The organism is Caulobacter sp. (assembly GCF_965279145.1).
In the GTDB taxonomy this organism is placed as follows: Bacteria; Pseudomonadota; Alphaproteobacteria; order Caulobacterales; family Caulobacteraceae; genus Caulobacter.
Map to the genome: position 1 here is coordinate 1134068 of NZ_OZ257139.1, position 23025 is coordinate 1157092.

A 23025-nucleotide genomic window follows, 5' to 3' on the forward strand; every position below is an offset into this window, starting at 1 on the left:
GGATGTGCCATGAACGAGCAACCGCTCGGCGTTCTGATTGTCGAAGACGAGGTCCTGCTGGCCACCGAGCTTGAGTTCCTGCTCGAAGAGGCCGGCTGCTGCTCGCTGGGCCATGCCATGAGCTCCGACGAAGCCGTCACCCTCGCCCACGATCTGAAGCCCGACCTGGCGCTGGTCGACGTGCACCTGCGCGATGGCCCGACCGGCGTCGAGGTGGCCCGCACCATTCACGCCGACTGCGGCGCCGTGGCCCTGTTCATGACCGCCAACGTCAAGCGCCTGCCCGACGACTTCGCCGGGGCCTGCGGCGTGATCGGCAAGCCCTATTCCAGCAATGGCGTGAAGATGGCTCTGGAATATCTGACCATCTGCATGCGCGAGGGCCAGGCCCCCGGCCTGCCCCCCGTGGGCCTGACCCTGTCGCCGGACTATCTGGCGCTGTGGGGCCTGAACAGCCTGCCCAAGGCGGGCTGACCGTGGCCGCCTCGCCAGCGGCCGTCGCCGTGGGCGTGACGGCGGCCCTGCTGTCGATCACCAGCTTCGCCCCGCAGATCTTCAAGATCTGGAAGGCGCGCGACGCCTCGTCGGTGTCGCTGCGCACCTACATCGTCACCGTGATCGGCTTCACCTGCTGGACGGCCTATGGCGTGATGATCCAGGCGTGGCCGGTCGTGGCGTCCAACCTCGCCTGCCTGACGATGTCATCGGCGGTGCTGATCATGAAATGGCGCTTCGACCGCAAGGCGATCTGAGCGTTTTCCCCATCCTGTTTTAAGTGACAGGGGGGGCGGGGTCCGCTATCGAGACCCGCCCTTTTCGAACAGGATCCGCAACCTTGACCGACGCCGCCGAGGAAGCGGGCTGGGCCACCGCCAAGACCCTGGCCGAGGCCCTGCCCTACATCCAGATCTATGACCGCGAGACGGTGGTGATCAAATACGGCGGTCACGCCATGGGCCAGGAAGACGTGGCCAAGGTGTTCGCCGCCGACGCGGTGCTGCTGAAGCTGCTGGGCGTCCATCCGGTGGTGGTGCATGGAGGCGGTCCGCAGATCAGCCGCATGCTCGAGCGGGCCGGCGTCAAGTCGACCTTCGTGGACGGCCTGCGCGTCACCGACGAAGCCACCATGGAAGTGGCCGAGATGGTGCTGTCAGGCGCCATCAACAAGGAAATCGCCAACTGGATCACCCTGGCCGGCGCGGAAGCCGACGTCCGGGGCGTGGGCCTGTCGGGCAAGGACGCCCGCATGATCACCGCCGAGAAGGTGACCCGCACCAAGCGTGATCCTGACAGCAATATCGAACAGGTCGTCGACCTGGGCTTCGTGGGCGAGCCGACCAAGGTCGATCCGCACATCATCCAGGCCCTGCTGTCGTCGGAAACCGACTACATCCCGGTGATCGCCCCGATCGGCGTGTCCGAGGCCGGCCAGACCTTCAACATCAACGCCGACACCGTGGCCGGCGCCCTCGCCGGCGCGCTGAAGGCCAAGCGGATGCTGATGCTGACCGACATCGCCGGCGTGCTGGACGCCAATGGCCAGCTGATCCGTCAGATGACCATCGCCGAAGCCCGCGAGCTGATCGCCACCGGCGTCGCCAGCGGCGGCATGATCCCCAAGCTGGAAAACGCCATCCACGCCGTGGAATCGGGCGTCGAGGCCGTGGTCATCCTGGACGGCCGCCGTCCGCACGCCATGCTGGTGGAACTGTTCAGCGAACATGGCGCGGGTACGCTCATTTCCAAATGAGCGCCGACCTCGCCCATATCGAGACCTGGCTGTTCGACCTCGACAACACCCTGTATCCCGCCGAGAGCGAATACATGGCCCTGATCGAGGGGCGGATGACCGATTTCGTCGAGCGCGAGACCGGGCTTCCCCGCGACGAAGCGCGGGCGCTGCAGAAGAAATACTATCAGGAGCACGGCACCACCCTGGCCGGGCTGATGGCCCACCACGGCATGGCGCCCAAGGCGTTCCTTGACGAGGTGCACGATGTGTCGATGGACCGGCTGGTCCCTGATGCGGCCCTGCGCCAGGCGATCGACAAGCTGCCCGGCCGCCGGCTGATCTTCACCAATGGCTCGCTGGGCCACGCCGAGCGCGTGCTGGGCCATCTAGGTCTGGACCACCTGTTCGAGGACGTCTTCGCCATCGAGACGGCCGACTATGTGCCCAAGCCGGCCCTGGCCACCTTCGACAAGATCGCCAAGCGCCACGCGATCCATCCCCCGGCGGCGGCGTTCTTCGAGGACAGCGAGAAGAACCTAGTTCCCGCCGCCCGGATGGGCATGACCACCATCCTGGTCGGCGCCCACGCGGCCGCCTCGACCTCGGAATTCGTCCACCATCGCACGCACGACCTCGCCGGGTTCCTGACCTCGGCGCGCCTGAAGGACCTCTAAGCCATGACCACGACCGTCAGCCTTTCCGACCTGCAGACCGAAGTCGAAGCCGCCTGGGAGGCCCGCGACGGCGTCTCGACCGCCACCACAGGCCCGGTCCGCACGGCGGTCGAGGAATCGCTGCTGCTGCTCGACAGCGGCAAGGCGCGGGTCTCGGAAAAGATCGACGGCGAGTGGATCACCCACCAGTGGCTGAAGAAGGCCGTGCTGCTGTCGTTCCGCCTCAACCCCAACACCGTCATGCGCGCCGGAACCCTGGGCGGCGCGGTCGGCCCGTGGTGGGACAAGGTGGCCAACAAGTTCGACGGCTGGGACGCCCCCAATTTCGAGGCCGCCGGATTCCGCGCCGTGCCCGGCGCGATCGTCCGCCGCGGGGCCTATGTGGGCCGAAACGTCATCCTGATGCCCTCGTTCGTGAACATCGGCGGCTATGTCGATGAAGGCACGATGGTCGACACCTGGGTCACGGTCGGCTCGTGCGCCCAGATCGGCAAGCATGTGCACCTGTCGGGCGGCGTCGGCATCGGCGGCGTGCTGGAGCCCCTGCAGGCCAACCCGACCATCATCGAGGACAACTGCTTCATCGGCGCCCGTTCCGAAGTGGTCGAGGGCGTGATCGTCGGCGAGGGCTCGGTCCTGTCGATGGGCGTGTTCCTCAGCGCCTCGACCAAGATCGTCGACCGCGCCACCGGCCAAATCCACATCGGCAAGGTGCCGCCCTACAGCGTCGTCGTGCCCGGCAGCCTGCCCGACAAGAACGGCGGCCCCAGCCTCTACTGCGCCGTGATCGTCAAGACGGTGGACGCCCAGACGCGGTCGAAGACCTCGATCAACGACCTGCTGCGGGACTGATCAAACCGCTCGGCCTGACCCCGTCAGGCCGAGACCCCGAACACCGCGCCGACCCCGGCGGTCAGGGCCATGGCGATCGCGCCCCAGAAGGTCACCCGGACCACGGCCTTGACGATGGGCGCGCCGCCCGCCCGCGCGCCGATGCCGCCCAGCAGCGCCAGGAACAGCAGCGAGGCGACCGACACCGCCGCGACGATGACGCCGGACGGAACGAGGATCGCCGTGACCAGCGGCAACGCCGCCCCAGCGGCGAAGGTCATGGCCGAGGTCAGGGCCGCCTGAATGGGCCGGGCGGTCGTGATCTCGGAAATGCCCAGCTCCTCGCGGGCGTGGGCGCCCAGGGCGTCCTTGGCCATCAGCTGGACGGCGACCACGCGAGCGACCGCCGGTTCAACCCCGCGCGCCACATACAGGCCGGCCAGTTCGTCGAGTTCGGAGTCCGGCTGGGTTTCCAGCTCTGCCTTTTCCCGCGCCAGGTCGGCGCGTTCGGTGTCGGCCTGCGAGCTGACCGAGACATATTCGCCGGCGGCCATCGACATGGCGCCGGCCACCAGCCCCGCGACCCCGACCACCAGGATCTCGCCCCGCCCCTGGGCGGCGGCGGCGACGCCGACGATCAGGCTGGCGGTCGAGACGATCCCGTCATTGGCGCCGAGCACGGCGGCGCGCAGCCAGCCGATGCGCTCGATCAGATGGCGCTCGCGGTGACGGATCATGGGGCATCTCCTGGGGGTCATTAGCCAAAAGCCTATCAGGCGCGCCTGACCTTGACCTGCGTCAAGTTCGTTCAGGTCGCCTAACGCTTGCGTCCGCCCTCGACCTCATAGGGCGTGCCGTCGCGATGCCGATACCCCTCCTCGCCCTCGCGCAGGATCAGGTCGATGTCGGGATAGTCGCAGCCGTCGGTCTGCGGCGCGCGCGTGCCCATTTCCAGCAGCACGGCCACACTGTCGGAGCGGTTCTGGATGTGGTGGCCGTTGGCGACGCCGGCCTTGAAGCCCGCGCAGTCGCCGGCCCGCAGGATCGTCTCGCCCTCATCCTCGACCAGCACCACCTCGCCCTCGATCACCCAGGTGAACTCGTCCTCGGCGGTGTGCCAGTGGCGCTGGCTGGTCCACTGGCCCGGCGGCAGGCGCAGCAGGTTGACGCCGAACTGGGTGAGGCCCACAGCGTCCCCCAGCTTCCAGCGCTGGCGGCCCTGACAGGGCGCGTCGTAGGGCGGCGGATAGGCCGTGCCGAAACGGGTGGGCGCGGCGTCGATGTCGATCTTGGGCATGGGCGCTCTTGGAAGAAGCTTGCGTGGTTTGCGTCAGGCCGGAGGGAAGCCTAAAGCCAGCATCATGACCAGCCCCGCGCCCGTTCCTGTCAGCATCGATCCCGTCGACCTGGCCCAGGCCCTGATCCGCCGCCCCTCGGTGACACCGGCCGACGAGGGCGCGATGGACCTGTTGCAGCGCCAGCTGGAAGGCCTGGGTTTTACCTGTCGCCGGATGAAGTTCGGCGAGATCGAGAACCTGTACGCCCGGCGCGGGACCGCGCGGCCCAATCTCTGCTTCGCCGGCCACACCGACGTGGTGCCCGTCGGCGACGACGCCGCCTGGACGCAAGGCCCGTTCGAAGCCGAGATCGTTGACGGCGTGCTCTATGGCCGCGGCGCGGTAGACATGAAGAGCGCCATCGCCGCCTTCGTGTCAGCCGTCTCGCGGATGCCCGAGACGCCCGGTTCGATCAGCTTCCTGATCACCGGCGACGAAGAGGGCGTGGCCGAGGACGGCACGGTCAAGGTGGTCGAGGCCCTGGCCGCCGAGGGCGAGATCATCGACCACTGCATCGTCGGCGAGCCCACCAGCGCCAATCTGCTGGGCGACATGGTCAAGATCGGCCGGCGCGGCAGCATCAACGCCTGGATCACGGTCGAGGGCCAGCAGGGCCACGTGGCCTATCCGCATCGCGCCGCCAATCCCATCCCGATGCTGGTCTCCATCCTGTCACGCCTGCAGAGCCGGGTGCTGGACGAGGGCTATGAGGGTTTCCAGCCGTCCAACCTGGAAGTCACCACCATCGACGTGGGCAACACCGCCACCAATGTGATCCCGTCCACGGCCCGGGCGCGGGTCAATATCCGCTTCAACCCGGCCCACAGGGGCAAGGACCTGCAGGCCTGGATCGAGCACGAATGCGCCGTCGCCGCCGAGGGCTTCAAGGCCCGCGCCGAGGTGCTGTGCAAGATCAGCGGCGAGGCCTTCCTGACCCAGCCCGGCCCGTTCACCGACGTGATCGTGGCCGCCGTGGGCGAGGCGACCGGACGCGCGCCCGAGCTGTCGACCACCGGCGGCACCAGCGACGCCCGGTTCATCCGCGCCCTGTGTCCCGTGGTCGAGTTCGGCCTGGTCGGCTCGACCATGCACCAGGTTGACGAGCGCGTGCCGGTGGACGAGGTGCGCGCCCTCGCCGACGCCTACACCGCCCTGATCCGCCGCTATTTCGAGGCCTTCGCCTGATGGTCCGCGCCGCCCTGGGCAGCTGGCCTTTCTGGGCCCTGGCCTCGGCAGTGTTCGCGGCGATGACGGCGATCCTGGCCAAGGTCGGCATCGAGGGCGTGGGCTCCAACCTCGCCACCTTCATCCGCACCGTGGTGATCCTGGCCTTCGCCGGCCTGATCCTGACCCTGTTTGGCGAATGGCGGGCGCCGGGCGAGATCTCGCGGCGCTCTTGGATCTTCCTCGTCCTGTCGGGCCTGGCCACCGGCGCCTCGTGGCTGTGCTATTTCCGGGCCCTGAAACTGGGCGACGCCAGCCGGGTGGCTCCGATCGACAAGCTGAGCGTCGTGCTGGTGGCCGTCTTCGCCGCCGCTTTCCTGGGCGAGCGGCCCTCGGCCGTGAACTGGCTGGGCGTGGCGCTGATCGCCGCCGGAGCGGTGCTGGTCGCGGTGCGGGTCTAGACCATGGACGACTTCTCGATCGATCAGGTGCTGGCCGAGGTGGCCGTGCTGGTGAAGCCGCACTTCGGCAAGGGCCGGCCGGCCGACTACATCCCTGAACTGGCGACCGTGCCCGGCCACAAGTTCGGCATGGCCGTGCGGATGATCGACGGCGGCGAGCACGTGATCGGCGACGCCGACGAGCCCTTCTCGGTCCAGAGCATCACCAAGGTCTTCGCCCTGGGCCTGGCCCTCAACCGCTTTGGCGACGAGGTGTGGCGGCGCGTGGGCAAGGAGCCGTCGGGCACGCCCTTCAACCACCTGTCCCAGCTGGAGGCGGAAGGCGGCGTGCCCCGCAACCCGTTCATCAACGCCGGCGCCCTGGCGATCACCGACCACCTGCTCGACACCGTCCGCGATCCCGCCGCCCTGGTGCGCGGCTTCGCCAGCGTGCTGGCCGACGAGGCCGTCGAGATCGACGAGGCGGTCGCCGCCTCGGAACTGGCCACCGCCCACCAGAACCGCGCCATCGCCAACCTGATGCGCGGCAAGGGCACCATCATCCACGACCCCGAGGCCGTGGTCGCCGCCTACTGCCGCCAGTGCGCCCTGACCATGAGTTGCCGGCAGCTGGCCCGGGCGATGCTACCCCTGGCGGCCGGGGGCTTCTCGCCGGTGATCCAGGAGACCATCTTCCCCGACCGCCTGACCCGGCGCCTGAACGCCCTGCTGCTGACCTGCGGCATCTATGACAGCGTCGGCAGCTTCGCCTATCGCGTCGGCCTGCCGGCCAAGAGCGGCGTCGGCGGCGGCATCGTGGCCGTGGTTCCCGGCAAGGCGGTGATCACGGTCTGGTCGCCGGAGCTGGACCGGTTCGGAACCTCCGTGGTCGGAACAGCGGCGCTGGAGGCCTTCGCGCAATTGACCAACTGTTCGGTGCTGTAGCGCCAGGCGCTTGACCCGCATCAAGGCGGCGGCGCGGCGCCCGTGAGAGCCCTCCTTGAAGGAGGCCCTCATGGCCAAGCGCATTCTCGTCCTTCTGGGACATCCCGACTGCCGCCCCGAACGCTTCGGCTCGGCCCTGGCCAGCGCCTATGTCGACGCCGCGACGGCGGCGGGCCATGAGGTGCGGCGCATCGATCTGGCCGATCTCGACACGCCCTTCCTGGCCGGCCAGTGGGAATTTGAAAGTCCGCCGCCGCCCCCGATCCTGGCGGTGCAGCAGGACATCCTGTGGGCCCAGCATGTCGTCGTGCTGTTTCCGCTGTGGCTGGGCGCGACGCCGGCCAAGCTGAAGGCCCTGCTGGAGCAGGTGTTCCGCGCCGGCTTCGGCCTGGAGCAGAGCCCCCGGGGCCCCCTCCCCAAACTCAAGGGACGATCGGCCCGTCTGGTCGTGACCATGGGCATGCCCGCCATCGCCTTCTGGCTGATGTTCGGCGGACACGGCCTGCTGGCCCTGGAGAAGGGGATGCTGGGCCTGGCCGGGATATCGCCCATCCGCAAATCGGTGATCGGCGGCGTGGAAATGATCGGCGGCCGGGGCCGGCTGAAATGGCTGGCCCGTATGCGGCGGTTCGGCAGGTTGGGGGTCTAGTCGGATCTGCGAGCACGTTTCATGCTTCAGAGCGCTGAAACACCAAAACCCCGCTCATCCCCGCGAAAGCGGGGACCCAAGCGGCGCTTGGTCCATAGGCGATCGTGACGGATCCAAGCTCAGCTTGGGTCCCCGCTTTCGCGAGGATGAGCGGTTGAGGGTTCATACCCCACGCCCACCAGATAGAGCCCGTCGGCCGGGGCCACTGGTCCACAGGCCGTGCGGTCCTTGGCCTCCAGCGCCTCGCGCACGTCGGCCGCGCTCCACCGGCCGATCCCGACCTCGACCAGGGTGCCGGTCATAGACCGCACCTGCCGATGCAGGAAGCTGCGCGCCTCGAACGCCAGACAGACCGCCTCGCCCTCGCGCCACACGCGGGCGACGTCCAGCGTCTTGATCGGCGACTTGGCCTGGCAGTGCATGTCTCGGAAGGTCGTGAAGTCGTGCAGCCCCACCAGGGCTTGAGCGGCCGCGTGCATGGCCTGCGCATCCAGCGGCTTTTTGACGTGCCAGACCCGGCCCTTGTCCAGGGCCGGCGGGGCGGGCCGGTTGAGGATGCGGTACAGATAGCGGCGCTCATTGGCCGAGAACCGGGCATGCCAGTCGCCCTCGGCGATCTCGCACGCCAGGATGCTGACCGCCTCGCGCGTCAGGTGGGCGTTCAGGGCGTTCATGACCGTCTGGGCGGGCCAGTCGCGCTCGAGATCGACATGGACCACCTGCCCCGTCGCATGGACGCCGGTGTCGGTGCGGCCGGCCGCCGCGATCCGCAGTTCCTGGCCGCAGAAGGCCTTCACCGCCGCCTCGATGGCGCCCTGCACCGACGGCAGGGTCGCCTGGGCCTGGAAGCCGTTATAGGGCCGGCCATCATACTCGACGAGGAGGCGGTAGCGGGGCATCAGGCCAGCAGGGTTCCGGCGGACAGCGGGAAGCCCCGGATGAAGTCGCCGGCGTCCTGCACGCCCTTGCCCTCGCGCTGGGCCTTGAGCAGGCGCACCGCGCCGTCTCCGCAGGCGATCAGCAGGCTGTCGTCCAGCAGCGCGCCGGGGTCTCCCTGCACGTCCTCGACGCGAGACAGCAGCGCCTTCACGCGCACCGGGCCCTTGTCCGACGGCGCCTCGAACCACGCGCCGGGGAAGGGCGACAGGCCGCGGATGTGGCGGTCGACCTCGGCGGCGGGACGGCTCCAGTCGATGCGGGCCTCGGCCGACTTGATCTTCTTGGCGTAGGTCACGCCGTCTTCGCTCTGCGGCGTCTCGCGGGCCCCGCCGCGCTCGATGGCCCCCAGAGCCACGGGCAGCATGCGCGCGCCGACGGCGGCCAGCTTGTCGTGCAGCGAGGCGGCGGTGTCGACGCTGTCGATCCGCACCTGCTCGGACATCAGGATCGGGCCCTCGTCGAGACCCTCGCTCATCCGCATGACCTGGACGCCAGTCACCGCGTCGCCGGCCATGATCGCCCGTTGTATCGGGGCCGCGCCGCGCCAGCGGGGCAGCAGTGAGGCGTGCAGATTGAAGCAACCCTCGCGCGGGGCGTCGAGGACGGCCTTGACCAGGATCTGGCCGAAGGCGACCACGACGGCGGCGTCGAGATCCAGGGCCTGGAAGGCCTCGATCTCTTCGGGCGTCTTCATCGAGACCGGCGTGCGCACGGGCAGACCCAGGCCCTCGGCGAAGGCGTGGACCGGCGAGGGTTTCAGGTCCTGGCCGCGACCGCGGGGCGCGGGAGGCTGGGAATAGACACAGACGATCTCGTGGCCCGAAGCGACCAGTTCGGCCAGGCAGGCGACGGCGAAATCAGGGGTTCCGAGGAAGGCGATGCGCATGGGCGCGGTTTAGACGTCCCGACGCCGCAAGGAAAGCTTCGGGGGACGGCGCGCTCGGAACCTTGACCTTGGGCGACCGTTGTTTCCCCGACATATCGTCCAGGAGCTTCACCATGCGTTCCACCCTGATGTTCGCCGTCTGCGCCGCGGCCCTGTCGCTGGCCGCCTGTTCGGACCAGCACGCCACCCAGATCAAGGAAGGCGCCAAGGCGGTGGGCTCCGACGTCAAGGACGCCGCCCACGAGATCGCCACGGACCCCGACGTCAAGGAAGCCGGCACGGCGATCAAGGAAAGCACCAAGGAAGCCGGCGCGGACCTCAAGGAAGCCGCCGGCAAGGCGACCGACAAGATGCAGGAAGCGGGCGAAAAGGCCGGCGACGCGGCCAAGGAAGCGGGCTCGGACATCAAGGCCGGCGCCAAGAAGGCCGGTCAGGAAACCAAGGAAGAGGTTCACGAGGCGACCAAATAAACCCGCTCATCCCCGCGAAAGCGGGGACCCAAGCGGCGCTCATCCAGATGTCCTTGCGGAAGGCCCAAGCTCAGCTTGGGTCCCCGCTTTCGCGGGGATGAGCGGTTGGTGTCAGGCCGCCCGACGCGCCTTCTTCACCTTGGTGATGGCGCGGTCGCGGCGCAGGCGCGACAGGTGGTCGATGAACAGCACGCCTTCCAGGTGGTCCATCTCGTGCTGGATGCAGACGGCGTACATGCCCTCGGCCTCGTCGACGACGGTCTCGCCCTGATAGTTCTGGTAGCGCAGCGTCACCTTCGAGGGGCGCTCGACGTCGTCGTAATAATCGGGCACCGACAGGCAGCCCTCTTCGTAGCCTTGCGTCTCTTCCGAGGTCGACAGGATCTCGGGATTGATGAAATAGCGCGGGGCCGGCTCCTCGCCCTCGCGGGCCAGGTCCATGACGATCAGGCGGATCGGCTCGCCCACCTGCACGGCGGCCAGACCGATGCCGGGGGCGTCGTACATGGTCTCCAGCATATCATCCATCAGGCGGCGCAGATCGTCAGTCACCGCCTCGACAGGGGTGGAGATCTTCTTCAACACGGCCAGATCGGCGGCGTTATCGACGGTGAGGATGCGACGGATAGACATGATATCTGTCAGGTAAGGGTCTCATTCCCGAGCGTCAAGGTGGGGGATTGTCCCGTCGAAAGCTTGGTCAGGGCCCGAACACCCTGTTCCACCGGCGCCAGTTCGGCAATTTCCTTGCCTTCGTGGTCGACCGACAGGTCCTCGAACCGGCGGGCCTGGGTCAGGACCTGGCTCTCCAGAGAGCCGACGAACTGGTTGTATTTGCCGACCGCGCTTTCCAGCGCCTTGCCCACCGCGCCGGCATGGGCGCCCATCACCGCCACGCGCTTGTAGAGCTCGCGCCCCACGGCGACGATCGCGGCGGCGTTCTTGGCCTGGTCCTCGACCCGCCAGCCATAGGCCACCGCCTTACAAAGGGCGAACAGGGTGGTGGGCGTGACCAGCAGCACCCGCTTGTCCATGGCCTCGGTCATCAGGTCGGGCAGACGCTCGAGCGCGGCGGCCAGGAAGCTGTCGCCGGGAACGAACATGGCCACGAAGTCGGGCGAGCCTTCCGACGCGAACTGGTCCCAATAGGTCTTGGCCGACAGGCTGGTCATGTGGGCCCGCACACTGGCGGCGTGGCGCACCAGGGCGGCCTCGCGCAGGCCCTCCTCGGTCATTTCCTGGGCTTCCAGGAAGGCGTTCAGCGAGCACTTGGCGTCGATCACGAACACCGCACCGCCGGGCATCCGCACCTTGACGTCGGGCCGGCGCCGGCCCTCGTCGGTGTCGACGCTGAACTGCTCCTCGAAGTCGAAGCGCTTGTTGAGGCCGGCGGCCTCCAGCACGTTGCGCAGGGTCTGCTCGCCCCAGCGGCCCTGCACGCCCGCGCCGCGCCGCAGGGCGGCCGACAGCTTGCGGGCCTCGAACTGGGTGGCGGTCGAGGCTTCCATCAGGGCGGCGATCTGGGCCTTGAGGCCGCCGGTTTCCTCGGCGCGGGATTTCTCGACGGCGGTGACCTGGGCTTCGAACTTGGCCAGGGTCTCGGCGACGGGCTTGAGTTGGGCTTCCAGTCGGGCCGTAGCCAGGGCCTCGCGGCTCTTGAAGTTCTCGTCGGCCCGCTTGATCAGAGCCTCGGCCACGGTGTTGGCGGTCATGGTCGCCTGCTGGGCGGCCTGGGCCCGGATCAGCTCGGCCTGGGTGGCCGACTGGTCCTCCAGCAGCCGCGCCCGTTCGTCGGCCTGGACCAGGCGTTCGTTCAGCTGCCAGGCGCGCGCGTCGGCGGCCGCGGCGCGCCGGCTGGCGGCCAGCGCCCAGAGGGCGGCGGCCAGGGCCATCAGGGCGAAGACGATGGCGAGGATCAGGAACGGATCGGAAAAGTTCATGCTCCGTTCTTAGCCGGAGTCGGGGTCGCGGGGAAGGCGGCTTCCGACGCTGACAGGGAAGGCGATGACCGCTTTTGACGCAAACCTATCTTGTCATCCCGGCCGCAGCGCAGCGGAGAGCCGGGACCCAGGGGCCAAGGCGGTGCGGTTGCCCCTGGGTCCCGGATAGCCTCTGCGAGGCTTCCGGGATGACAAGGTTTTTGGAGCTACAAACCTAGTAAGCGCAGTCGGTGAACACCCGGCTGACATCGCCCTTCCAAGCGCCGTGGTACAGTTCCAGCAGCCGGTCGGCCCGCGTGCGGCCGGTGGCGGCGATCTCTTCCAGTTCGCCCAGATAGATCGTCTCGTCCAGGAAGCCGCCGTTCATGTGGGCCCGGCCCTTCAGGCCCGACTTGGCGATGGCGACGAAATCCCGCGCCACGTCCTGGGCCGAGCGGCCGGCGACCATGGCCTTCAAGCCCAGCTTCGGAACGTCGCGGCGCAGGCCGGCGCGGTCTTCCGGCGTCCAGTCCTTGCAGAGGTCCCAGGCGGCGGCGAGAGCGGCGTCATCATAGAAGACGCCGGTCCACAGGGCCGGCAGGGCGCAGAGGCTGCTCCACGGGCCGGCGTCGGCGCCGCGCATTTCCAAATAGGTCTTCAGCCGCACTTCCGGGAACAGGGTCGTGGTGTGGTCGGCCCAATCCTTGATCGAGGCGCGCTCGCCCGGCAGCTCATCGATCTTGCCGTCGATGAAGTCGCGGAAGCTGCGGCCGGCCAGGTCAATGTATTTGTCGCCGCGCTTGGCGAAATACATCGGCACGTCCAGGGCGTAGCGGGCGTAGCGTTCGAAATCGAAGCCGTCCTCGAACACGAAATCCAGCAGGCCGGTGCGGTCGGCGTCGGTGTCGGTCCAGACATTGGCGCGCGACGACAGGAAGCCGTTGGGCTTTCCTTCCGTGAACGGAGAATTGGCGAACAGCGCCGTGACGATGGGCTGCAGGGCCAGGCTCATGCGGAACTTGGCGACCATGTCGGCTTCGGACGAGAAGTCGAGATTGGCCTGCACCGTGCAGGTGCGCAGCATCATGTCCAGGCCCAGGCCGCCGACCTTGGGCATGTAGTTGCGCATGATGACGTAACGCCCCTTGGGCATCACCGGCACCTCTTCGCGCTTCCACACCGGCGAGAAGCCCAAACCCATGAAGCCCAGGCCCAGCTCGTCGGCGACGGTCTTGACCTCGTCCAGGTGCTGGCCGGTCTCTTCGCAGATGTCGTGCATGGTCAGCAGCGGCGCGCCCGAAAGCTCGAACTGGCCGCCGGGCTCCAGGCTGACATTGGCGCCGTTGCGCTCCAGCCCGATGATCGTCGGGCCTTCCATCACGGGCGTCCAGCCGAAGCGCTGCAGGCCGGTCAGCAGGGCGTGGATGCCCTTGTCGCCCTCATAGGGCACGGGCGCGTGGCTGTTCAGGTAGAAACCGAACTTCTCGTGCTCGGCCCCGACGCGGAAGGCCTCCTTGGGCTTGGAGCCCGAGGCGAAATAGGCGGTCAGGTCTTCGAGCGTCAGCGGACGCTCCTGCAGGCTAGCGATGTCGGCCATGAGCCGTCTCTCCCCAAGGTCTCATACGCATTGAGTAGGGAGAGGCCCTTCCCCCCGACCAGCCGCGAACTCGTAACGCGCAATTGGGCGTTTTCTTTGCGAACCTCAAGAGGGCGTCTTTGCTTTAGCTTTCCCGCCAGTCGCCGGCCGCCGCCTGCCAGAGGGTCAGGGCCGAGATGGCGGCGGTGTCGGCGCGCAGGATGCGGGGGCCCAGTGACACCGGCGTGACGAACGGCAGGGACCGCAAACGCTCGCGTTCTTCCGGCGAAAAGCCGCCCTCGGGACCGATCAGGATGGCGGCGGGCGCAGCGCTTCCGGCCAGGGCCTGGAAGGCCGGCCGGGCGTCGCCGCCCTCGTCGCAGAACACCAGCCTGCGGGCCGGGTCCCAGCCGTCGAGGATGTCGGCGAGTTTTTCCGGATCCTCCACCGTCGGCACGTCCATCCGGCCGGTCTGCTCGGCGGCCTCCATGGCGATGGCGTCCAGACGGCCCAGCTTGACGAAATCGACATTCGTCCGGCGCGTGATGGCCAGCCTCACCCGGCGGACACCCAGCTCGGCGGCCTTTTCGACGATGGTCTCGACCCGGCCGCGCTTGACCAGGGCGATGACCAGGTCGAGATCGGGCCCCAGCGCCATCGGGCGGGCCTGGTCGTCCACCTTCAGCAGCGAGCCGCGCTTGCCGGTCTCGGTCAGGGTGGCGCGCCACTCGCCGTCGCGGCCGTTGAACAGCAGCACCTGGGCGCCGACGGCCTGGCGCATCACCGAGGTGAGATAGCGCGACTGGTCGAGGGTCAGGATGACGCCGTAGCCGGCGGCGAGGTCCTGGGGAACGAAAAGACGGATCATGACCTCCTTCTAGCGCAACTCCCCCTTCTGGCGGTAGGCTCCCGACATGACCAAGACCGCTGACTACGAAGAAGAGCTCGCCACCCTGCAACTGGCCCTGATCGCCCTGCAGAAAAAGGCCATCAAGGACGGCTGGAAGATCCTGACCGTGTTCGAGGGCCGCGACGCCGCCGGCAAGGACGGGGCGATCGCCCGGATCACCGAGCACTTGTCGCGACGCAACACCCTGGTCGTGGCCCTGCCCAAGCCGTCGGACCGCGAACAGGGCGAATGGTATTTCCAGCGCTATGTCGAATGGCTGCCGGCCAGCGGCGAGGCGGTGCTGTTCAACCGCTCCTGGTACAATCGCGGCGGCGTCGAGCCGGTGATGGGCTTCTGCACGCCCGAGCAGCATGCCCAGTTCCTGAACGACGTGCCCGCGTTCGAGAAGATGCTGGTCGACAGCGGCATGCGCTACGGCAAGTTCTGGCTGGATATCAGCCGCGAGACCCAGGCCGAGCGCCTGAAGGCCCGCCGAGAGGATCCGCTGAAGGCCTTCAAGGTCAGCGACCTGGACGCCGTGGCCGAGGCCAAGTGGGACGACTACACCGCCGCCCGCGACGAGATGCTGACCCGCACCCATTCCGAGGCCGCGCCCTGGATCTGCGTCCGCGCCGACCACAAGAAGGCCGCGCGGCTCAACATCATCCGCTGGCTGCTGCACTCGACCGGGGAGAAGAAGCTGCTGAAGGGCGTTGCCAAGCCCGACCCCGAGGTGATCTTCCCGTTCGAGGTTTCGGCCCTGAGCGACGGCCGGCTGGCGCGCTGAGCCCTTCTCCCCTTGCGGGAGAAGGTGGCGCGAAGCGCCGGATGAGGGGTCGCGCTGTGTCGTTCGAGGATTGGCGGCGACGCCGACGGACAAGGTTTTCGACCCCTCATCCGTCGGCTTTCAGCCGCCACCTTCTCCCGCAAGGGGAGAAGGGAAGCCGCTATTTCACCCCGTACAGCGCCATCACGTCCTTGCGGAACGCGGCGCCGCTGTCGGCGCGGCTGTAGAACATGTGGCCGCCCGGATAGAGGGCCAGGCTGACGCGGCCGGCCACGGTGGCGGGCATGGCGTCGACGATCAGGCGCGAGGCGAAGAACGGGCACGACAGGTCGTTGTAGCCGTGGACGATCAGCACCTTCAGCTTCGGGTCGACCGAGACGATCTTGCGCAGGTCGCTGACCGACTCGGTGTCGGCGCCGCGACCGCGATCCCACAGGCGGTTGACGCCGTTGGACAGGGCCTCGTAGCGCGCCTCGGGCTTCCAGCCGACGGTGCGGGTGGTGAAGTCGACGATGGCGCTGGTGGTCGGCGCGATGATCGAGTCCAGGATCGGGTCGTTGGTCTCCTGTTCGGGCGCGAACGGGAAGGGATCGGCCGAGGTGACGTTGCTGTCATAGCGGCTGCCCAGCCGGCCCTTGTCGCGGAACACCTCGCGCAGGAACGACTGGGTCTCCAGCCGCCCGCCCGCCCGGCGCACATAGTCCGGATCCAGGCCCGTCATGGCCGAGACCCTGGTGGTCAGGCGGTCCAGGGCGGCGGGGTCGGAGCCCTTCATCAGGTCGACCATGTATTCGCCGCGCGTATAGTCCTCGACGGCCTTGATCGCGTCGGGCGTCAGCTTGCCGTCGCGCTCGAGTTTCGCGGCGGCGATCGAGGGCAGGGTCCACATCGACGGCAGGGGCGAGACCTCCTGCCCCTGGCGGCCGGCGCTGGTCAGCAGCGGCGAGACCAGCACCACGCCCTTCACCGCCACGCCCAGGTCGGTCTGCAGGGTGTAGGCCAGGCGCGGGCCCCGGAAGCCGCCATAGCTTTCGCCGACGATGTATTTAGGCGAGGCCAGGCGCTCGGTCTTGACCAGATAGTCGAAGACGATGCGCGACAGGTAGTCGATGTCCTGCTTGACGCCATAGAAGCGCTTCTTGGTCTCCTCCTCCGTCGTCAGGCTGCGCGAGAAGCCGGTGCCGACCGGGTCGATGAAGACGATGTCGGTGAAGTCCATCCAGCTGGCGGGGTTATCTTCCAGCTTGACGGGCGCGGACGGGCTGTCGCCCTCGGCGCCGAACTGCACGCGCTTGGGACCCAGGGCGAAGTTCAGATAGACCGACGCCGCGCCCGGGCCGCCATTGAAGGCGAAGGTCAGGGGACGATTGGGATCGCGAGGGCCGTCCAGGGTGTAGGCGGTGAACGCCACCTCGGCCACCTTCTTGCCCTTCTCGTCGCGCACCGGCAGCGAGCCGACCGTGGCGGTATAGCTGATCACCTTGCCGCCCACCGTGGTGGTCTGCTTGACCGACTTGTCGGCCGGGAAGGCCGGCAGTTCGAGGGCCTCGGCTTTCGCGGGCGCCTTGGCGTCCTGGGCGAAGCCGCCGCCCGCCGCGCCCAGCGCCGTCGCCAAAACCAGGCCCGTCAGCGCGGCCTTGAATGAATTTCGCATGCACACCCCCGAAATGAGGCTGAAATTGCTAGTGCATCGACGCCAGCTTCACAACGGCGCCCGGGCGTGGTCCTGTTCCCGCGAGCGAGGATTGACCATGGACCAGACCGCAAGCCCTTCGACCCGGGTCACGACGGCCGTCCGGCTGGGCGTGGGTCTCACCCAGGGCGTCCTGCTGTACCTGTTGCAACACGCGCAGGATCTCAAGGCCTGGCCCGCCACCCAGCCCCTGCTCTTCGCGCCGCTGGTGCTGACGGCCGCCTTCGCCCCGTTCGTGATCCTGGCCGGGGTGGGCGCCCTGCGCCGGACCAGCCTGATCGTCTGGGGACTGATCGCGGCCGCCTTCGCGGCCTATCTGGCCTTCCACGGCGCCTGGAACGGCGTCGATGGCGACAAGATGCCAGACGCGCCGGTGTTCCTCGCCATCGCCGTCGGCCTGTTCATCGCCCACCACCTGATCCAGCCCGCCCAGGCCGAGCGCAAACTCGTCGCCAGCTATCACGGCTATTTCGACGTCACCTGGATGCACGGGGTGCAGATGGTGCTGTCGGTCGGCTTCACCGGCGTGTTCTGGATCCTGCTGTTCCTGGGCTCGGCCCTGTTCAAGCTGATCGGCATCGAGGCGTTCCAGAAGCTGATCACCGAGCCGGCCTTCGCGATCCCGGCCACCACCACCATCTTCGCCGCCGCCGTGCAGCTGACCGACGTGCGCTCGACCCTGGTGCGCGGCGTTCGTACAGTTGCGCTGACCCTGCTGGCCTGGCTGCTGCCGCTGATGGCCCTGATCGCCGCCGCCTTCCTGGCCAGCCTGCCGTTCACCGGGCTGGAGCCGCTGTGGAAGACCAAGGCCGCCACCGCCCTGCTGCTGACCGCCGCCGCCCACCTGATCGTGCTGATCAACGCCGCCTATCAGGACGGCGAGGACGCCCCGCCCGTGGTCCTGAAATGGGCCGCGCGGCTGGCCGGCCTGCTGCTGGTGCCGATCAGCGCCCTGGCCGCCTATGGCCTGTCCCTGCGGATCGGCCAGCACGGCCTGACGCCCGAGCGGGTGTTCGCCGCCGCCTTCGTGGTGATCGCCGCCGGCTACGCCCTGGGCTACACGATCGCCGCCTTGCGGCCGGGCGTCTGGATGAAGGGCCTGGAGCGCGCCAATGTGGCGCTGGCCTTCGTCAGCTTGGCCCTGCTGATCGCCCTGTTCACGCCGATCGCCGACCCGGCGCGGCTGTCGGTGAACGATCAGGTGGGGCGGCTGGAGCGGGGGACGGTGAAGGCCGAGAAGTTCGACTACCAGTTCCTGCGGTTTGACAGCGGGCGGTATGGCAAGGCGGCGCTGGAGCGGCTGAAGACCAGCAAGGTGGCGGGGGTCGCGGCCCGCGCCAAGGCGGCTGCGGCACTGAAGATCAAGACCGCGCCGGTTATCGAGAAGATCGATCTGTCGAAGCTGACGGTCTATCCGGTCGGCCGCGCCCTGCCCGAAAGCTTCCTGCGCCAGGACTGGCGCGACGACTCCGGATCGGGCTGCATCGGCCAAGGCTCGCAGTGCTCCGCCCTGCTGCTCGACGTCAATGCGGACGGGAAGGACGAAGTCCTGCTCGCCAGCGGCGCCAGTTTCGACGTGTTCAGCTTCGACGGCGCGCGGTGGCGCAAGACGGCCGAGACACCCTATGTCTGCGACGCCGTTGATCTGGCCGCCGCCCTGAAGGCGGGAACTGTCCTGCTGGCCGAGCCCACGCCGCGCCGGGATATACTGGTCGGCGGACGCAGGTTGTTCCTGGTTCCGGCGGGTGACGGCTGCGCCGGCGCAGAATCCAAATCCGACCGTCCAAAAGGCCCACCGGTCGCGCCAAGCCCCCTCAGCAACGCGCCTTTCTAACCCACGCCCTCGCTCACCGCGTTCAACCGCGCATAGACCCCGCTCTTGGCCTTCAACTCGGCGTGACGGCCCTCTTCCACGACACGGCCCTTCTGGAACACCAGGATGCGGTCGGCGCCGCGCACGGTCGACAGGCGGTGGGCGATGACGATGGTGGTGCGGCCGGCCATCAGGGCCTCGGCGGCGATCTGGACCTGGCCTTCCGTCTCCACATCCAGCGACGAGGTGGCCTCGTCCAGCACCAGGATCGGGGCGTCAGCCAGGAAGGCGCGGGCGATGGCCACGCGCTGGCGCTCGCCGCCCGACAGCTTGACCCCGCGCTCGCCGACCAGGGTGTCATAGCCCTTGGGCAGGCCCAGGATGAAGTCGTGGGCGTGGGCCTTGCGGGCCGCCGCCTCGATCTCGGCGCGGGTCGCTTCGGGGCGACCATAGGAAATGTTCTCCAGCAGCGTGCGGTGGAACAGGGCCGGGTCCTGCGGCACCACTGCGATGGCGCGGCGCAGCGAGCCCTGAGCCACCGCCGCCACGTCCTGGCCGTCGATGACGATGCGGCCGCCCTGCAGGTCGTGCAGGCGCTGGATCAGCTTGACGAAGGTCGACTTGCCCGAGCCCGTCGGCCCCACCAGCGCCACCCGCTCGCCGGGCGCGATGGTCAGCGAGAAGCGGTCGTACAGGGGCGCGCCCGCCGCCTTGTAGCGGAAGGTCACGTCCTCGAAGGCGATGGCGCCGGGGCCGACCTGGAAGGCGGGGGCGTTGGGCGCGTCGGCGATCTGCGGAGCCAGGCGCGCCCAGGCGGCCACATCCTCGGTGTCGTCCAGGCCCTTCTGCAGCATGCGGATGTTCTCGCCCATGTTGCGCAGATAGCCGCTCATCAGCATGAAGGCGGTGATCGCAAAGGCGACGTCGCCGGGCGTGGCGGTGCCCTGGCTCCAGCCCCAGACCATCGAGCCGGTCAGCCCGGCCTGCAGCAGCACCAGCAGCAGGTTCTGGCCCAGCCACACGTCGGTGAAGCGGCTCCAGGTGACCATCACCGCGTCGCGCCACTGGGCGGTGACCTCCGCGATGCGGGCCGTCTCGCGAGCCTCGGCCCCGAAGCTCTTGACGGTGGGGTTGGAGGTCACCGCGTCGGCCAGCGCCCCGCCGATCCGGGAGTCCAGGGCGTTGGAGCGCAGGTTGCTGGGCCGCACATAGCGCTCGGTGACCACCAGATTGGCGCCCATATAGGCCGCCACCACCACCAGCGAGACGACGCCGGCCAGCGGCTGGCGAACCAGCATCATCAGCGACAGGCCCGCCAGCACGATGATCCCGGGACCCAGCCAGATGGTCGCGGCGTCGGTGACGCTGTCATAGCCCCACATCGCCCGGGTCAGCTTGCGCACCGTGGCGCCGGCGAAGCTGTCGGCGTGCCAGTCCGACGAGAACGCCTGCACCCTGGCGAAGCCCTCGTTGGTCATCTCTTCCATGTTGCGGGCGGCCAGCGGGATCCAGAACCGGTGCGAGATGTTGCGCACCACCGCGAAGGCCAGATAGACGCCGACAAACACCCACAGGGCGGCCCAGGCGGCCGGATCACCGCGCGGCCTGTCGACCACCGCGTCGACCAGACGGCCCGAGGCGTAGGGCATGGCCAGATCGAAGCCGATCGCCGCCAGGGTCAGGCCCACGCCCAGCGAGAACAGCACGGGCCGCCGCCCCCAGAACCGCGCGATGAAGCCCAGGACCTGCCGATTGGACAGGGCCCGCTTGCGGACGCCGGTTTCGTCCTCGTCGTCGATGAAGTCGCTCATGATGCGGGGGTAGATAGGGGTTTTGCCGCGCGCAGGCGACCCCGCTAGCGCCTGCGTCCGCCGCCAAACGGCCGCCAGCGCAGGAACCACCGGATCGCCGGACCCACGATCGGGGTTCGCAGCAGGGGCCGCACGGCGTGGGGCCGGGTCTTCAGGAAGCAGACCACCGCCCCGATCCAGAACACCGTGGTCGGCATGCCCGGCGTGACGATGCCCACGGCCCCGATCGCCACCAGGGTTCCCCCCAGACCATCGACCGCCCAGCGCTCGGCGCGCGACAGGCGGCGGCGGCGGCGGCGGCGTGGTCTGGGATCATTCGGGGGCGGAGCCGTCATCGCCGAAACACTATCGCTGAAATAGACAACCGTCATTCCCGCCCTTGTGGCGGGAACCCCTTTATCCGCCGCAGGTGCGGAAGACTGGCGGGCTAGCCCCCACGGCGCTTCACTCGCAAACTGAACCAGGGGTTCCCGCCACAAGGGCGGGAATGACGGCGAAATGGAGCCTTAGGCTTCGCAAACCCCGCCGATGCGACGCGGCGCCGGGCGGTTCAGCCGGCGTCGAATGCGCGGCCCGAACTTGGTCGCCGACAGCAGTCGCTGGACCATGGCGTCGTCTCCGCCGCGGGCAAAGGCCCGGCTGGCCGCCGTCCAAAGCCCGGTGGTGACCACCGCCGGCATGGCGATTCCGGCCAGGCCGCCCAGCATGAGCAGCGTCCAGCCCAGACCTCGGAAGGCCAAAGCGGCGGGATCGGCGGGACGGGCGGTGGACATCGGAAAACTCCTGATCGGCAACGGTGAGGGGGAGGACGGCGGGCGGGGGTTTGGCCGCCCTCCCCGAACCGTCGAACAGTCCCGGGGGCGGGGACCTATTCGGCGGCGACGGGAGCGTCGAAGACGATCCCGAGACGTTGGGCCACCCCGGCGGCATAGGCCGGGTCGGCGTGGTGGAAGTGAACCAGCTGGCGCCGCTGGATCTCGACCGGCACGCCGTGCATGGCCGCAGCGATGTTGTCGAACAGCTGGCGCTTCTGGTCGGCGTTCATCAGCCGGAACAGGTCGCCCGGCTGGGTATAGTCGTCACTGACCCCGCGATGGTCGAAGCGGTCGGCGTCGCCCGACAGCGGCAGGGCCGGCTCGGCGAAGCGCTTGTCCTCGACCGGACCGCCGAACGAGTTGGGCTCGTACCAGGCGTTGGTGCGCGGCGGGCTGTCGAAGCGCATCGCGCCGTCGGCGTGCTGGGTGTGAACCGGGCAGCGCGGACGGTTGACCGGCAGGGACTCGTAGTGGGTCCCCACGCGATAGCGGTGGGCGTCGGCATAGGCGAAGATCCGCGCCTGCAGCACCTTGTCCGGCGAGAAGCCGATGCCCGGCACCACGTTCGAGGGGCTGAACGAGCTCTGCTCGATCTCGGCGAAATAGTTGTCGGCGTTGCGGTTCAGCTCGACGATCCCGACCTCGATCAGCGGATATTCCGCATGCGGCCAGACCTTGGTCAGGTCGAAGGGGTTCCAGCGGAAGGTTTCCGCTTGAGCTTCCGTCATCACCTGGATGCAGAACTTCCAGCGCGGGAAGTCGCCGCCTTCGATGGCCTCGAACAGGTCGCGCTGGGCGCTCTCGCGGTCATTGGCGATGACCGCATCGCCCTCGGCGTTGGTCCAGGTCTTGATGCCCTGCATCGACTTGAAGTGGAACTTCACCCACACCCGCTCATTGGCGTCGTTGATGAACGAATAGGTGTGGCTGCCAAAGCCGTGCATGAACCGGTAGCCCTGCGGCAGGCCGCGATCGGAAAACAGCGTCGTCACCTGGTGCAGGCTTTCGGGGCTGAGCGACCAGTAGTCCCACATCGCCGTCGGCGAGCGCAGGTTGGTGACGGGGTGGCGCTTCTGGGTGCGGATGAAGTCGGGGAACTTCAGCGGATCGCGGACGAAGAACACGGGGGTGTTGTTGCCCACCATGTCCCAGTTGCCCTCCTCGGTGTAGGCCTTGATCGAGAAGCCGCGCACGTCGCGCTCGGCATCGGCGGCGCCGCGCTCACCGGCCACGGTCGAAAAGCGCATCAGGATCTCGGTCTTCTTGCCGACCTCGGACAGGAACTTGGCCCTGGTGAAGCGGGTGACGTCCTGGGTGACGGTCAGCGTGCCATAGGCGCCCGAACCCTTGGCGTGGACCACCCGCTCGGGGATGCGCTCGCGGTTCTGGTGGGCCAGCTTTTCCAGCAGCTGGTAGTCCTGCATCAGCAGCGGGCCGCGAGGGCCGGCGCTGAGGGAATTGTTGTTGTCGGCGATGGGCGCGCCGCCCGTCGTGGTCAGGATCTTGTCGGTCATGTTGGCCTCCGCCGTGTTGGTGCGCACAAGGTGAAGGTTGCGGGGCGATAAATCCAATTGATCGTTTTTCTCGACAGCATTGACTGAGACTATGACAGCCAGCGCTGGACGCCCCGCGTCTTCCCGGTTTGGCAGAAGCTC

Annotated in this window: 25 protein-coding genes and 1 pseudogene; 13 read left to right on the forward strand and 13 right to left on the reverse strand. The window is 68.4% G+C overall.

Going from position 1 to position 23025, the window contains the following annotated elements; translation table 11 throughout:
• Nucleotides 1-9: 9 nt before the first annotated feature.
• The 5 genes from ACQY9P_RS05205 to dapD all read left to right on the forward strand — a co-directional run bounded on the left by ACQY9P_RS05205 (nucleotide 10) and on the right by dapD (nucleotide 3258).
• Nucleotides 10-474: a response regulator gene (locus tag ACQY9P_RS05205; protein WP_421736327.1), complete on the forward strand. Its 465-nt coding sequence runs from the start codon at nucleotides 10-12 to the stop codon at nucleotides 472-474.
• A 2-nt stretch (nucleotides 475-476) separates the two neighbouring features.
• The gene (locus tag ACQY9P_RS05210; RefSeq protein WP_421736326.1) at nucleotides 477-752 is read left to right on the forward strand and encodes a SemiSWEET family sugar transporter; all 276 of its coding nucleotides are present in this window, start codon (nucleotides 477-479) and stop codon (nucleotides 750-752) included.
• Nucleotides 753-835: 83 nt separating this feature from the next.
• Nucleotides 836-1750 (forward strand): acetylglutamate kinase, encoded by a 915-nt coding sequence (gene argB, locus ACQY9P_RS05215; RefSeq protein WP_421736325.1) that lies wholly within the window; start codon nucleotides 836-838, stop codon nucleotides 1748-1750.
• Nucleotides 1747-2406, forward strand: a complete 660-nt coding sequence (locus ACQY9P_RS05220; RefSeq protein ID WP_421736324.1) for a pyrimidine 5'-nucleotidase — start codon at nucleotides 1747-1749, stop codon at nucleotides 2404-2406. Before argB ends, ACQY9P_RS05220 begins: the two co-directional genes overlap by 4 nt.
• Nucleotides 2407-2409: 3 nt before the next feature.
• Nucleotides 2410-3258, forward strand: a complete 849-nt coding sequence (gene dapD, locus ACQY9P_RS05225) for a 2,3,4,5-tetrahydropyridine-2,6-dicarboxylate N-succinyltransferase (protein WP_421736323.1) — start codon at nucleotides 2410-2412, stop codon at nucleotides 3256-3258.
• A gap of 23 nt (nucleotides 3259-3281) precedes the next feature.
• On the opposite strand, the gene ACQY9P_RS05230 is transcribed toward dapD, so the two are convergent.
• Both ACQY9P_RS05230 and ACQY9P_RS05235 read right to left on the reverse strand, forming a co-directional pair.
• On the reverse strand, nucleotides 3282-3974 hold the full coding sequence (locus tag ACQY9P_RS05230) for a VIT1/CCC1 transporter family protein (RefSeq protein WP_421736322.1): 693 nt from the start codon (nucleotides 3972-3974) through the stop codon (nucleotides 3282-3284).
• Nucleotides 3975-4054: 80 nt separating this feature from the next.
• Nucleotides 4055-4534, reverse strand: a complete 480-nt coding sequence (locus ACQY9P_RS05235; protein ID WP_421736321.1) for a cupin domain-containing protein — start codon at nucleotides 4532-4534, stop codon at nucleotides 4055-4057.
• Nucleotides 4535-4598: 64 nt separating this feature from the next.
• Between ACQY9P_RS05235 and dapE the strand changes: the two genes are divergently transcribed.
• The 4 genes from dapE to ACQY9P_RS05255 all read left to right on the forward strand — a co-directional run bounded on the left by dapE (nucleotide 4599) and on the right by ACQY9P_RS05255 (nucleotide 7772).
• Nucleotides 4599-5759, forward strand: coding sequence for a succinyl-diaminopimelate desuccinylase (dapE, locus tag ACQY9P_RS05240; protein WP_421736320.1), 1161 nt, complete (start codon nucleotides 4599-4601; stop codon nucleotides 5757-5759).
• Nucleotides 5759-6199, forward strand: coding sequence for an EamA family transporter (locus ACQY9P_RS05245; RefSeq protein ID WP_421736319.1), 441 nt, complete (start codon nucleotides 5759-5761; stop codon nucleotides 6197-6199). Before dapE ends, ACQY9P_RS05245 begins: the two co-directional genes overlap by 1 nt.
• Before the next feature lie 3 nt (nucleotides 6200-6202).
• A complete protein-coding gene (locus tag ACQY9P_RS05250) occupies nucleotides 6203-7123 on the forward strand; it encodes a glutaminase (RefSeq protein WP_421736318.1) in 921 nt (306 codons plus the stop codon).
• Nucleotides 7124-7193: 70 nt separating this feature from the next.
• A complete protein-coding gene (locus ACQY9P_RS05255) occupies nucleotides 7194-7772 on the forward strand; it encodes an NAD(P)H-dependent oxidoreductase (RefSeq protein ID WP_421736317.1) in 579 nt (192 codons plus the stop codon).
• Nucleotides 7773-7891: 119 nt separating this feature from the next.
• On the opposite strand, the gene truA is transcribed toward ACQY9P_RS05255, so the two are convergent.
• Nucleotides 7892-8671, reverse strand: coding sequence for a tRNA pseudouridine(38-40) synthase TruA (truA, locus tag ACQY9P_RS05260; RefSeq protein WP_421736316.1), 780 nt, complete (start codon nucleotides 8669-8671; stop codon nucleotides 7892-7894).
• On the reverse strand, nucleotides 8671-9597 hold the full coding sequence (gene fmt / locus ACQY9P_RS05265) for a methionyl-tRNA formyltransferase (RefSeq protein ID WP_421736315.1): 927 nt from the start codon (nucleotides 9595-9597) through the stop codon (nucleotides 8671-8673). The genes truA and fmt overlap by 1 nt, the downstream gene beginning before the upstream one ends.
• Nucleotides 9598-9710: 113 nt before the next feature.
• Here fmt and ACQY9P_RS05270 point away from each other — a divergent pair, with 113 nt between their 5' ends.
• On the forward strand, nucleotides 9711-10067 hold the full coding sequence (locus ACQY9P_RS05270; RefSeq protein WP_421736314.1) for a cell surface protein: 357 nt from the start codon (nucleotides 9711-9713) through the stop codon (nucleotides 10065-10067).
• A 111-nt stretch (nucleotides 10068-10178) separates the two neighbouring features.
• Here ACQY9P_RS05270 and def read toward each other — a convergent pair whose 3' ends face one another.
• A complete protein-coding gene (gene def, locus ACQY9P_RS05275) occupies nucleotides 10179-10700 on the reverse strand; it encodes a peptide deformylase (RefSeq protein WP_421736313.1) in 522 nt (173 codons plus the stop codon).
• An 8-nt stretch (nucleotides 10701-10708) separates the two neighbouring features.
• A complete protein-coding gene (locus ACQY9P_RS05280; protein ID WP_421736312.1) occupies nucleotides 10709-12007 on the reverse strand; it encodes a DNA recombination protein RmuC in 1299 nt (432 codons plus the stop codon).
• Nucleotides 12008-12071: 64 nt separating this feature from the next.
• Here ACQY9P_RS05280 and ACQY9P_RS05285 point away from each other — a divergent pair.
• Nucleotides 12072-12173: pseudogene (locus tag ACQY9P_RS05285) on the forward strand (hypothetical protein); the annotation flags it as partial.
• 48 nt (nucleotides 12174-12221) lie between these two features.
• Here ACQY9P_RS05285 and ACQY9P_RS05290 read toward each other — a convergent pair.
• Nucleotides 12222-13583: a glutamate--cysteine ligase gene (locus ACQY9P_RS05290; RefSeq protein ID WP_421736311.1), complete on the reverse strand. Its 1362-nt coding sequence runs from the start codon at nucleotides 13581-13583 to the stop codon at nucleotides 12222-12224.
• A gap of 124 nt (nucleotides 13584-13707) precedes the next feature.
• A complete protein-coding gene (locus ACQY9P_RS05295) occupies nucleotides 13708-14430 on the reverse strand; it encodes a 16S rRNA (uracil(1498)-N(3))-methyltransferase (RefSeq protein ID WP_421736310.1) in 723 nt (240 codons plus the stop codon).
• 46 nt (nucleotides 14431-14476) lie between these two features.
• On the opposite strand from ACQY9P_RS05295, the gene ppk2 reads away from it, so the two are divergent.
• A complete protein-coding gene (ppk2, locus tag ACQY9P_RS05300) occupies nucleotides 14477-15238 on the forward strand; it encodes a polyphosphate kinase 2 (protein WP_421736309.1) in 762 nt (253 codons plus the stop codon).
• A 160-nt stretch (nucleotides 15239-15398) separates the two neighbouring features.
• Here the strand turns inward: ppk2 and ACQY9P_RS05305 are convergent, their stop codons facing one another.
• Nucleotides 15399-16892: a S10 family peptidase gene (locus ACQY9P_RS05305; RefSeq protein WP_421736308.1), complete on the reverse strand. Its 1494-nt coding sequence runs from the start codon at nucleotides 16890-16892 to the stop codon at nucleotides 15399-15401.
• 97 nt (nucleotides 16893-16989) lie between these two features.
• On the opposite strand from ACQY9P_RS05305, the gene ACQY9P_RS05310 reads away from it, so the two are divergent.
• Entirely contained in the window at nucleotides 16990-18765 is a 1776-nt protein-coding gene (locus tag ACQY9P_RS05310; protein WP_421736307.1) for a DUF4153 domain-containing protein, read from the forward strand.
• On the opposite strand, the gene ACQY9P_RS05315 is transcribed toward ACQY9P_RS05310, so the two are convergent.
• The 4 genes from ACQY9P_RS05315 to ACQY9P_RS05330 all read right to left on the reverse strand — a co-directional run bounded on the left by ACQY9P_RS05315 (nucleotide 18762) and on the right by ACQY9P_RS05330 (nucleotide 22884).
• Nucleotides 18762-20555, reverse strand: a complete 1794-nt coding sequence (locus ACQY9P_RS05315) for an ABC transporter ATP-binding protein (RefSeq protein WP_421736306.1) — start codon at nucleotides 20553-20555, stop codon at nucleotides 18762-18764. The two genes, ACQY9P_RS05310 and ACQY9P_RS05315, sit on opposite strands and share 4 nt — an antisense overlap.
• Before the next feature lie 44 nt (nucleotides 20556-20599).
• Complete coding sequence (locus ACQY9P_RS05320) at nucleotides 20600-20890, reverse strand: DUF454 family protein (protein ID WP_421736305.1); 291 nt, start codon at nucleotides 20888-20890, stop codon at nucleotides 20600-20602.
• Between the two features lie 171 nt (nucleotides 20891-21061).
• Nucleotides 21062-21328, reverse strand: a complete 267-nt coding sequence (locus ACQY9P_RS05325; RefSeq protein ID WP_421736304.1) for a hypothetical protein — start codon at nucleotides 21326-21328, stop codon at nucleotides 21062-21064.
• Nucleotides 21329-21423: 95 nt separating this feature from the next.
• Entirely contained in the window at nucleotides 21424-22884 is a 1461-nt protein-coding gene (locus ACQY9P_RS05330; protein WP_421736303.1) for a catalase, read from the reverse strand.
• Nucleotides 22885-23025: the final 141 nt, after the last annotated feature.

What these genes read in the sequence shown, in the direction of transcription:
- ACQY9P_RS05205 (WP_421736327.1), top strand. Translation starts at nt 10, where the DNA reads ATGAACGAGCAACCGCTCGGCGTTCTGATTGTCGAAGACGAGGTCCTG.
- ACQY9P_RS05220 (WP_421736324.1), top strand. Translation starts at nt 1,747, where the DNA reads ATGAGCGCCGACCTCGCCCATATCGAGACCTGGCTGTTCGACCTCGAC.
- dapD (WP_421736323.1), top strand. Translation starts at nt 2,410, where the DNA reads ATGACCACGACCGTCAGCCTTTCCGACCTGCAGACCGAAGTCGAAGCC.
- ACQY9P_RS05230 (WP_421736322.1), bottom strand. Translation starts at nt 3,974, where the DNA reads ATGATCCGTCACCGCGAGCGCCATCTGATCGAGCGCATCGGCTGGCTG.
- ACQY9P_RS05235 (WP_421736321.1), bottom strand. Translation starts at nt 4,534, where the DNA reads ATGCCCAAGATCGACATCGACGCCGCGCCCACCCGTTTCGGCACGGCC.
- dapE (WP_421736320.1), top strand. Translation starts at nt 4,599, where the DNA reads ATGACCAGCCCCGCGCCCGTTCCTGTCAGCATCGATCCCGTCGACCTG.
- ACQY9P_RS05245 (WP_421736319.1), top strand. Translation starts at nt 5,759, where the DNA reads ATGGTCCGCGCCGCCCTGGGCAGCTGGCCTTTCTGGGCCCTGGCCTCG.
- ACQY9P_RS05250 (WP_421736318.1), top strand. Translation starts at nt 6,203, where the DNA reads ATGGACGACTTCTCGATCGATCAGGTGCTGGCCGAGGTGGCCGTGCTG.
- ACQY9P_RS05255 (WP_421736317.1), top strand. Translation starts at nt 7,194, where the DNA reads ATGGCCAAGCGCATTCTCGTCCTTCTGGGACATCCCGACTGCCGCCCC.
- truA (WP_421736316.1), bottom strand. Translation starts at nt 8,671, where the DNA reads ATGCCCCGCTACCGCCTCCTCGTCGAGTATGATGGCCGGCCCTATAAC.
- fmt (WP_421736315.1), bottom strand. Translation starts at nt 9,597, where the DNA reads ATGCGCATCGCCTTCCTCGGAACCCCTGATTTCGCCGTCGCCTGCCTG.
- ACQY9P_RS05270 (WP_421736314.1), top strand. Translation starts at nt 9,711, where the DNA reads ATGCGTTCCACCCTGATGTTCGCCGTCTGCGCCGCGGCCCTGTCGCTG.
- def (WP_421736313.1), bottom strand. Translation starts at nt 10,700, where the DNA reads ATGTCTATCCGTCGCATCCTCACCGTCGATAACGCCGCCGATCTGGCC.
- ACQY9P_RS05280 (WP_421736312.1), bottom strand. Translation starts at nt 12,007, where the DNA reads ATGAACTTTTCCGATCCGTTCCTGATCCTCGCCATCGTCTTCGCCCTG.
- ACQY9P_RS05290 (WP_421736311.1), bottom strand. Translation starts at nt 13,583, where the DNA reads ATGGCCGACATCGCTAGCCTGCAGGAGCGTCCGCTGACGCTCGAAGAC.
- ACQY9P_RS05295 (WP_421736310.1), bottom strand. Translation starts at nt 14,430, where the DNA reads ATGATCCGTCTTTTCGTTCCCCAGGACCTCGCCGCCGGCTACGGCGTC.
- ppk2 (WP_421736309.1), top strand. Translation starts at nt 14,477, where the DNA reads ATGACCAAGACCGCTGACTACGAAGAAGAGCTCGCCACCCTGCAACTG.
- ACQY9P_RS05305 (WP_421736308.1), bottom strand. Translation starts at nt 16,892, where the DNA reads ATGCGAAATTCATTCAAGGCCGCGCTGACGGGCCTGGTTTTGGCGACG.
- ACQY9P_RS05310 (WP_421736307.1), top strand. Translation starts at nt 16,990, where the DNA reads ATGGACCAGACCGCAAGCCCTTCGACCCGGGTCACGACGGCCGTCCGG.
- ACQY9P_RS05315 (WP_421736306.1), bottom strand. Translation starts at nt 20,555, where the DNA reads ATGAGCGACTTCATCGACGACGAGGACGAAACCGGCGTCCGCAAGCGG.
- ACQY9P_RS05320 (WP_421736305.1), bottom strand. Translation starts at nt 20,890, where the DNA reads ATGACGGCTCCGCCCCCGAATGATCCCAGACCACGCCGCCGCCGCCGC.
- ACQY9P_RS05325 (WP_421736304.1), bottom strand. Translation starts at nt 21,328, where the DNA reads ATGTCCACCGCCCGTCCCGCCGATCCCGCCGCTTTGGCCTTCCGAGGT.
- ACQY9P_RS05330 (WP_421736303.1), bottom strand. Translation starts at nt 22,884, where the DNA reads ATGACCGACAAGATCCTGACCACGACGGGCGGCGCGCCCATCGCCGAC.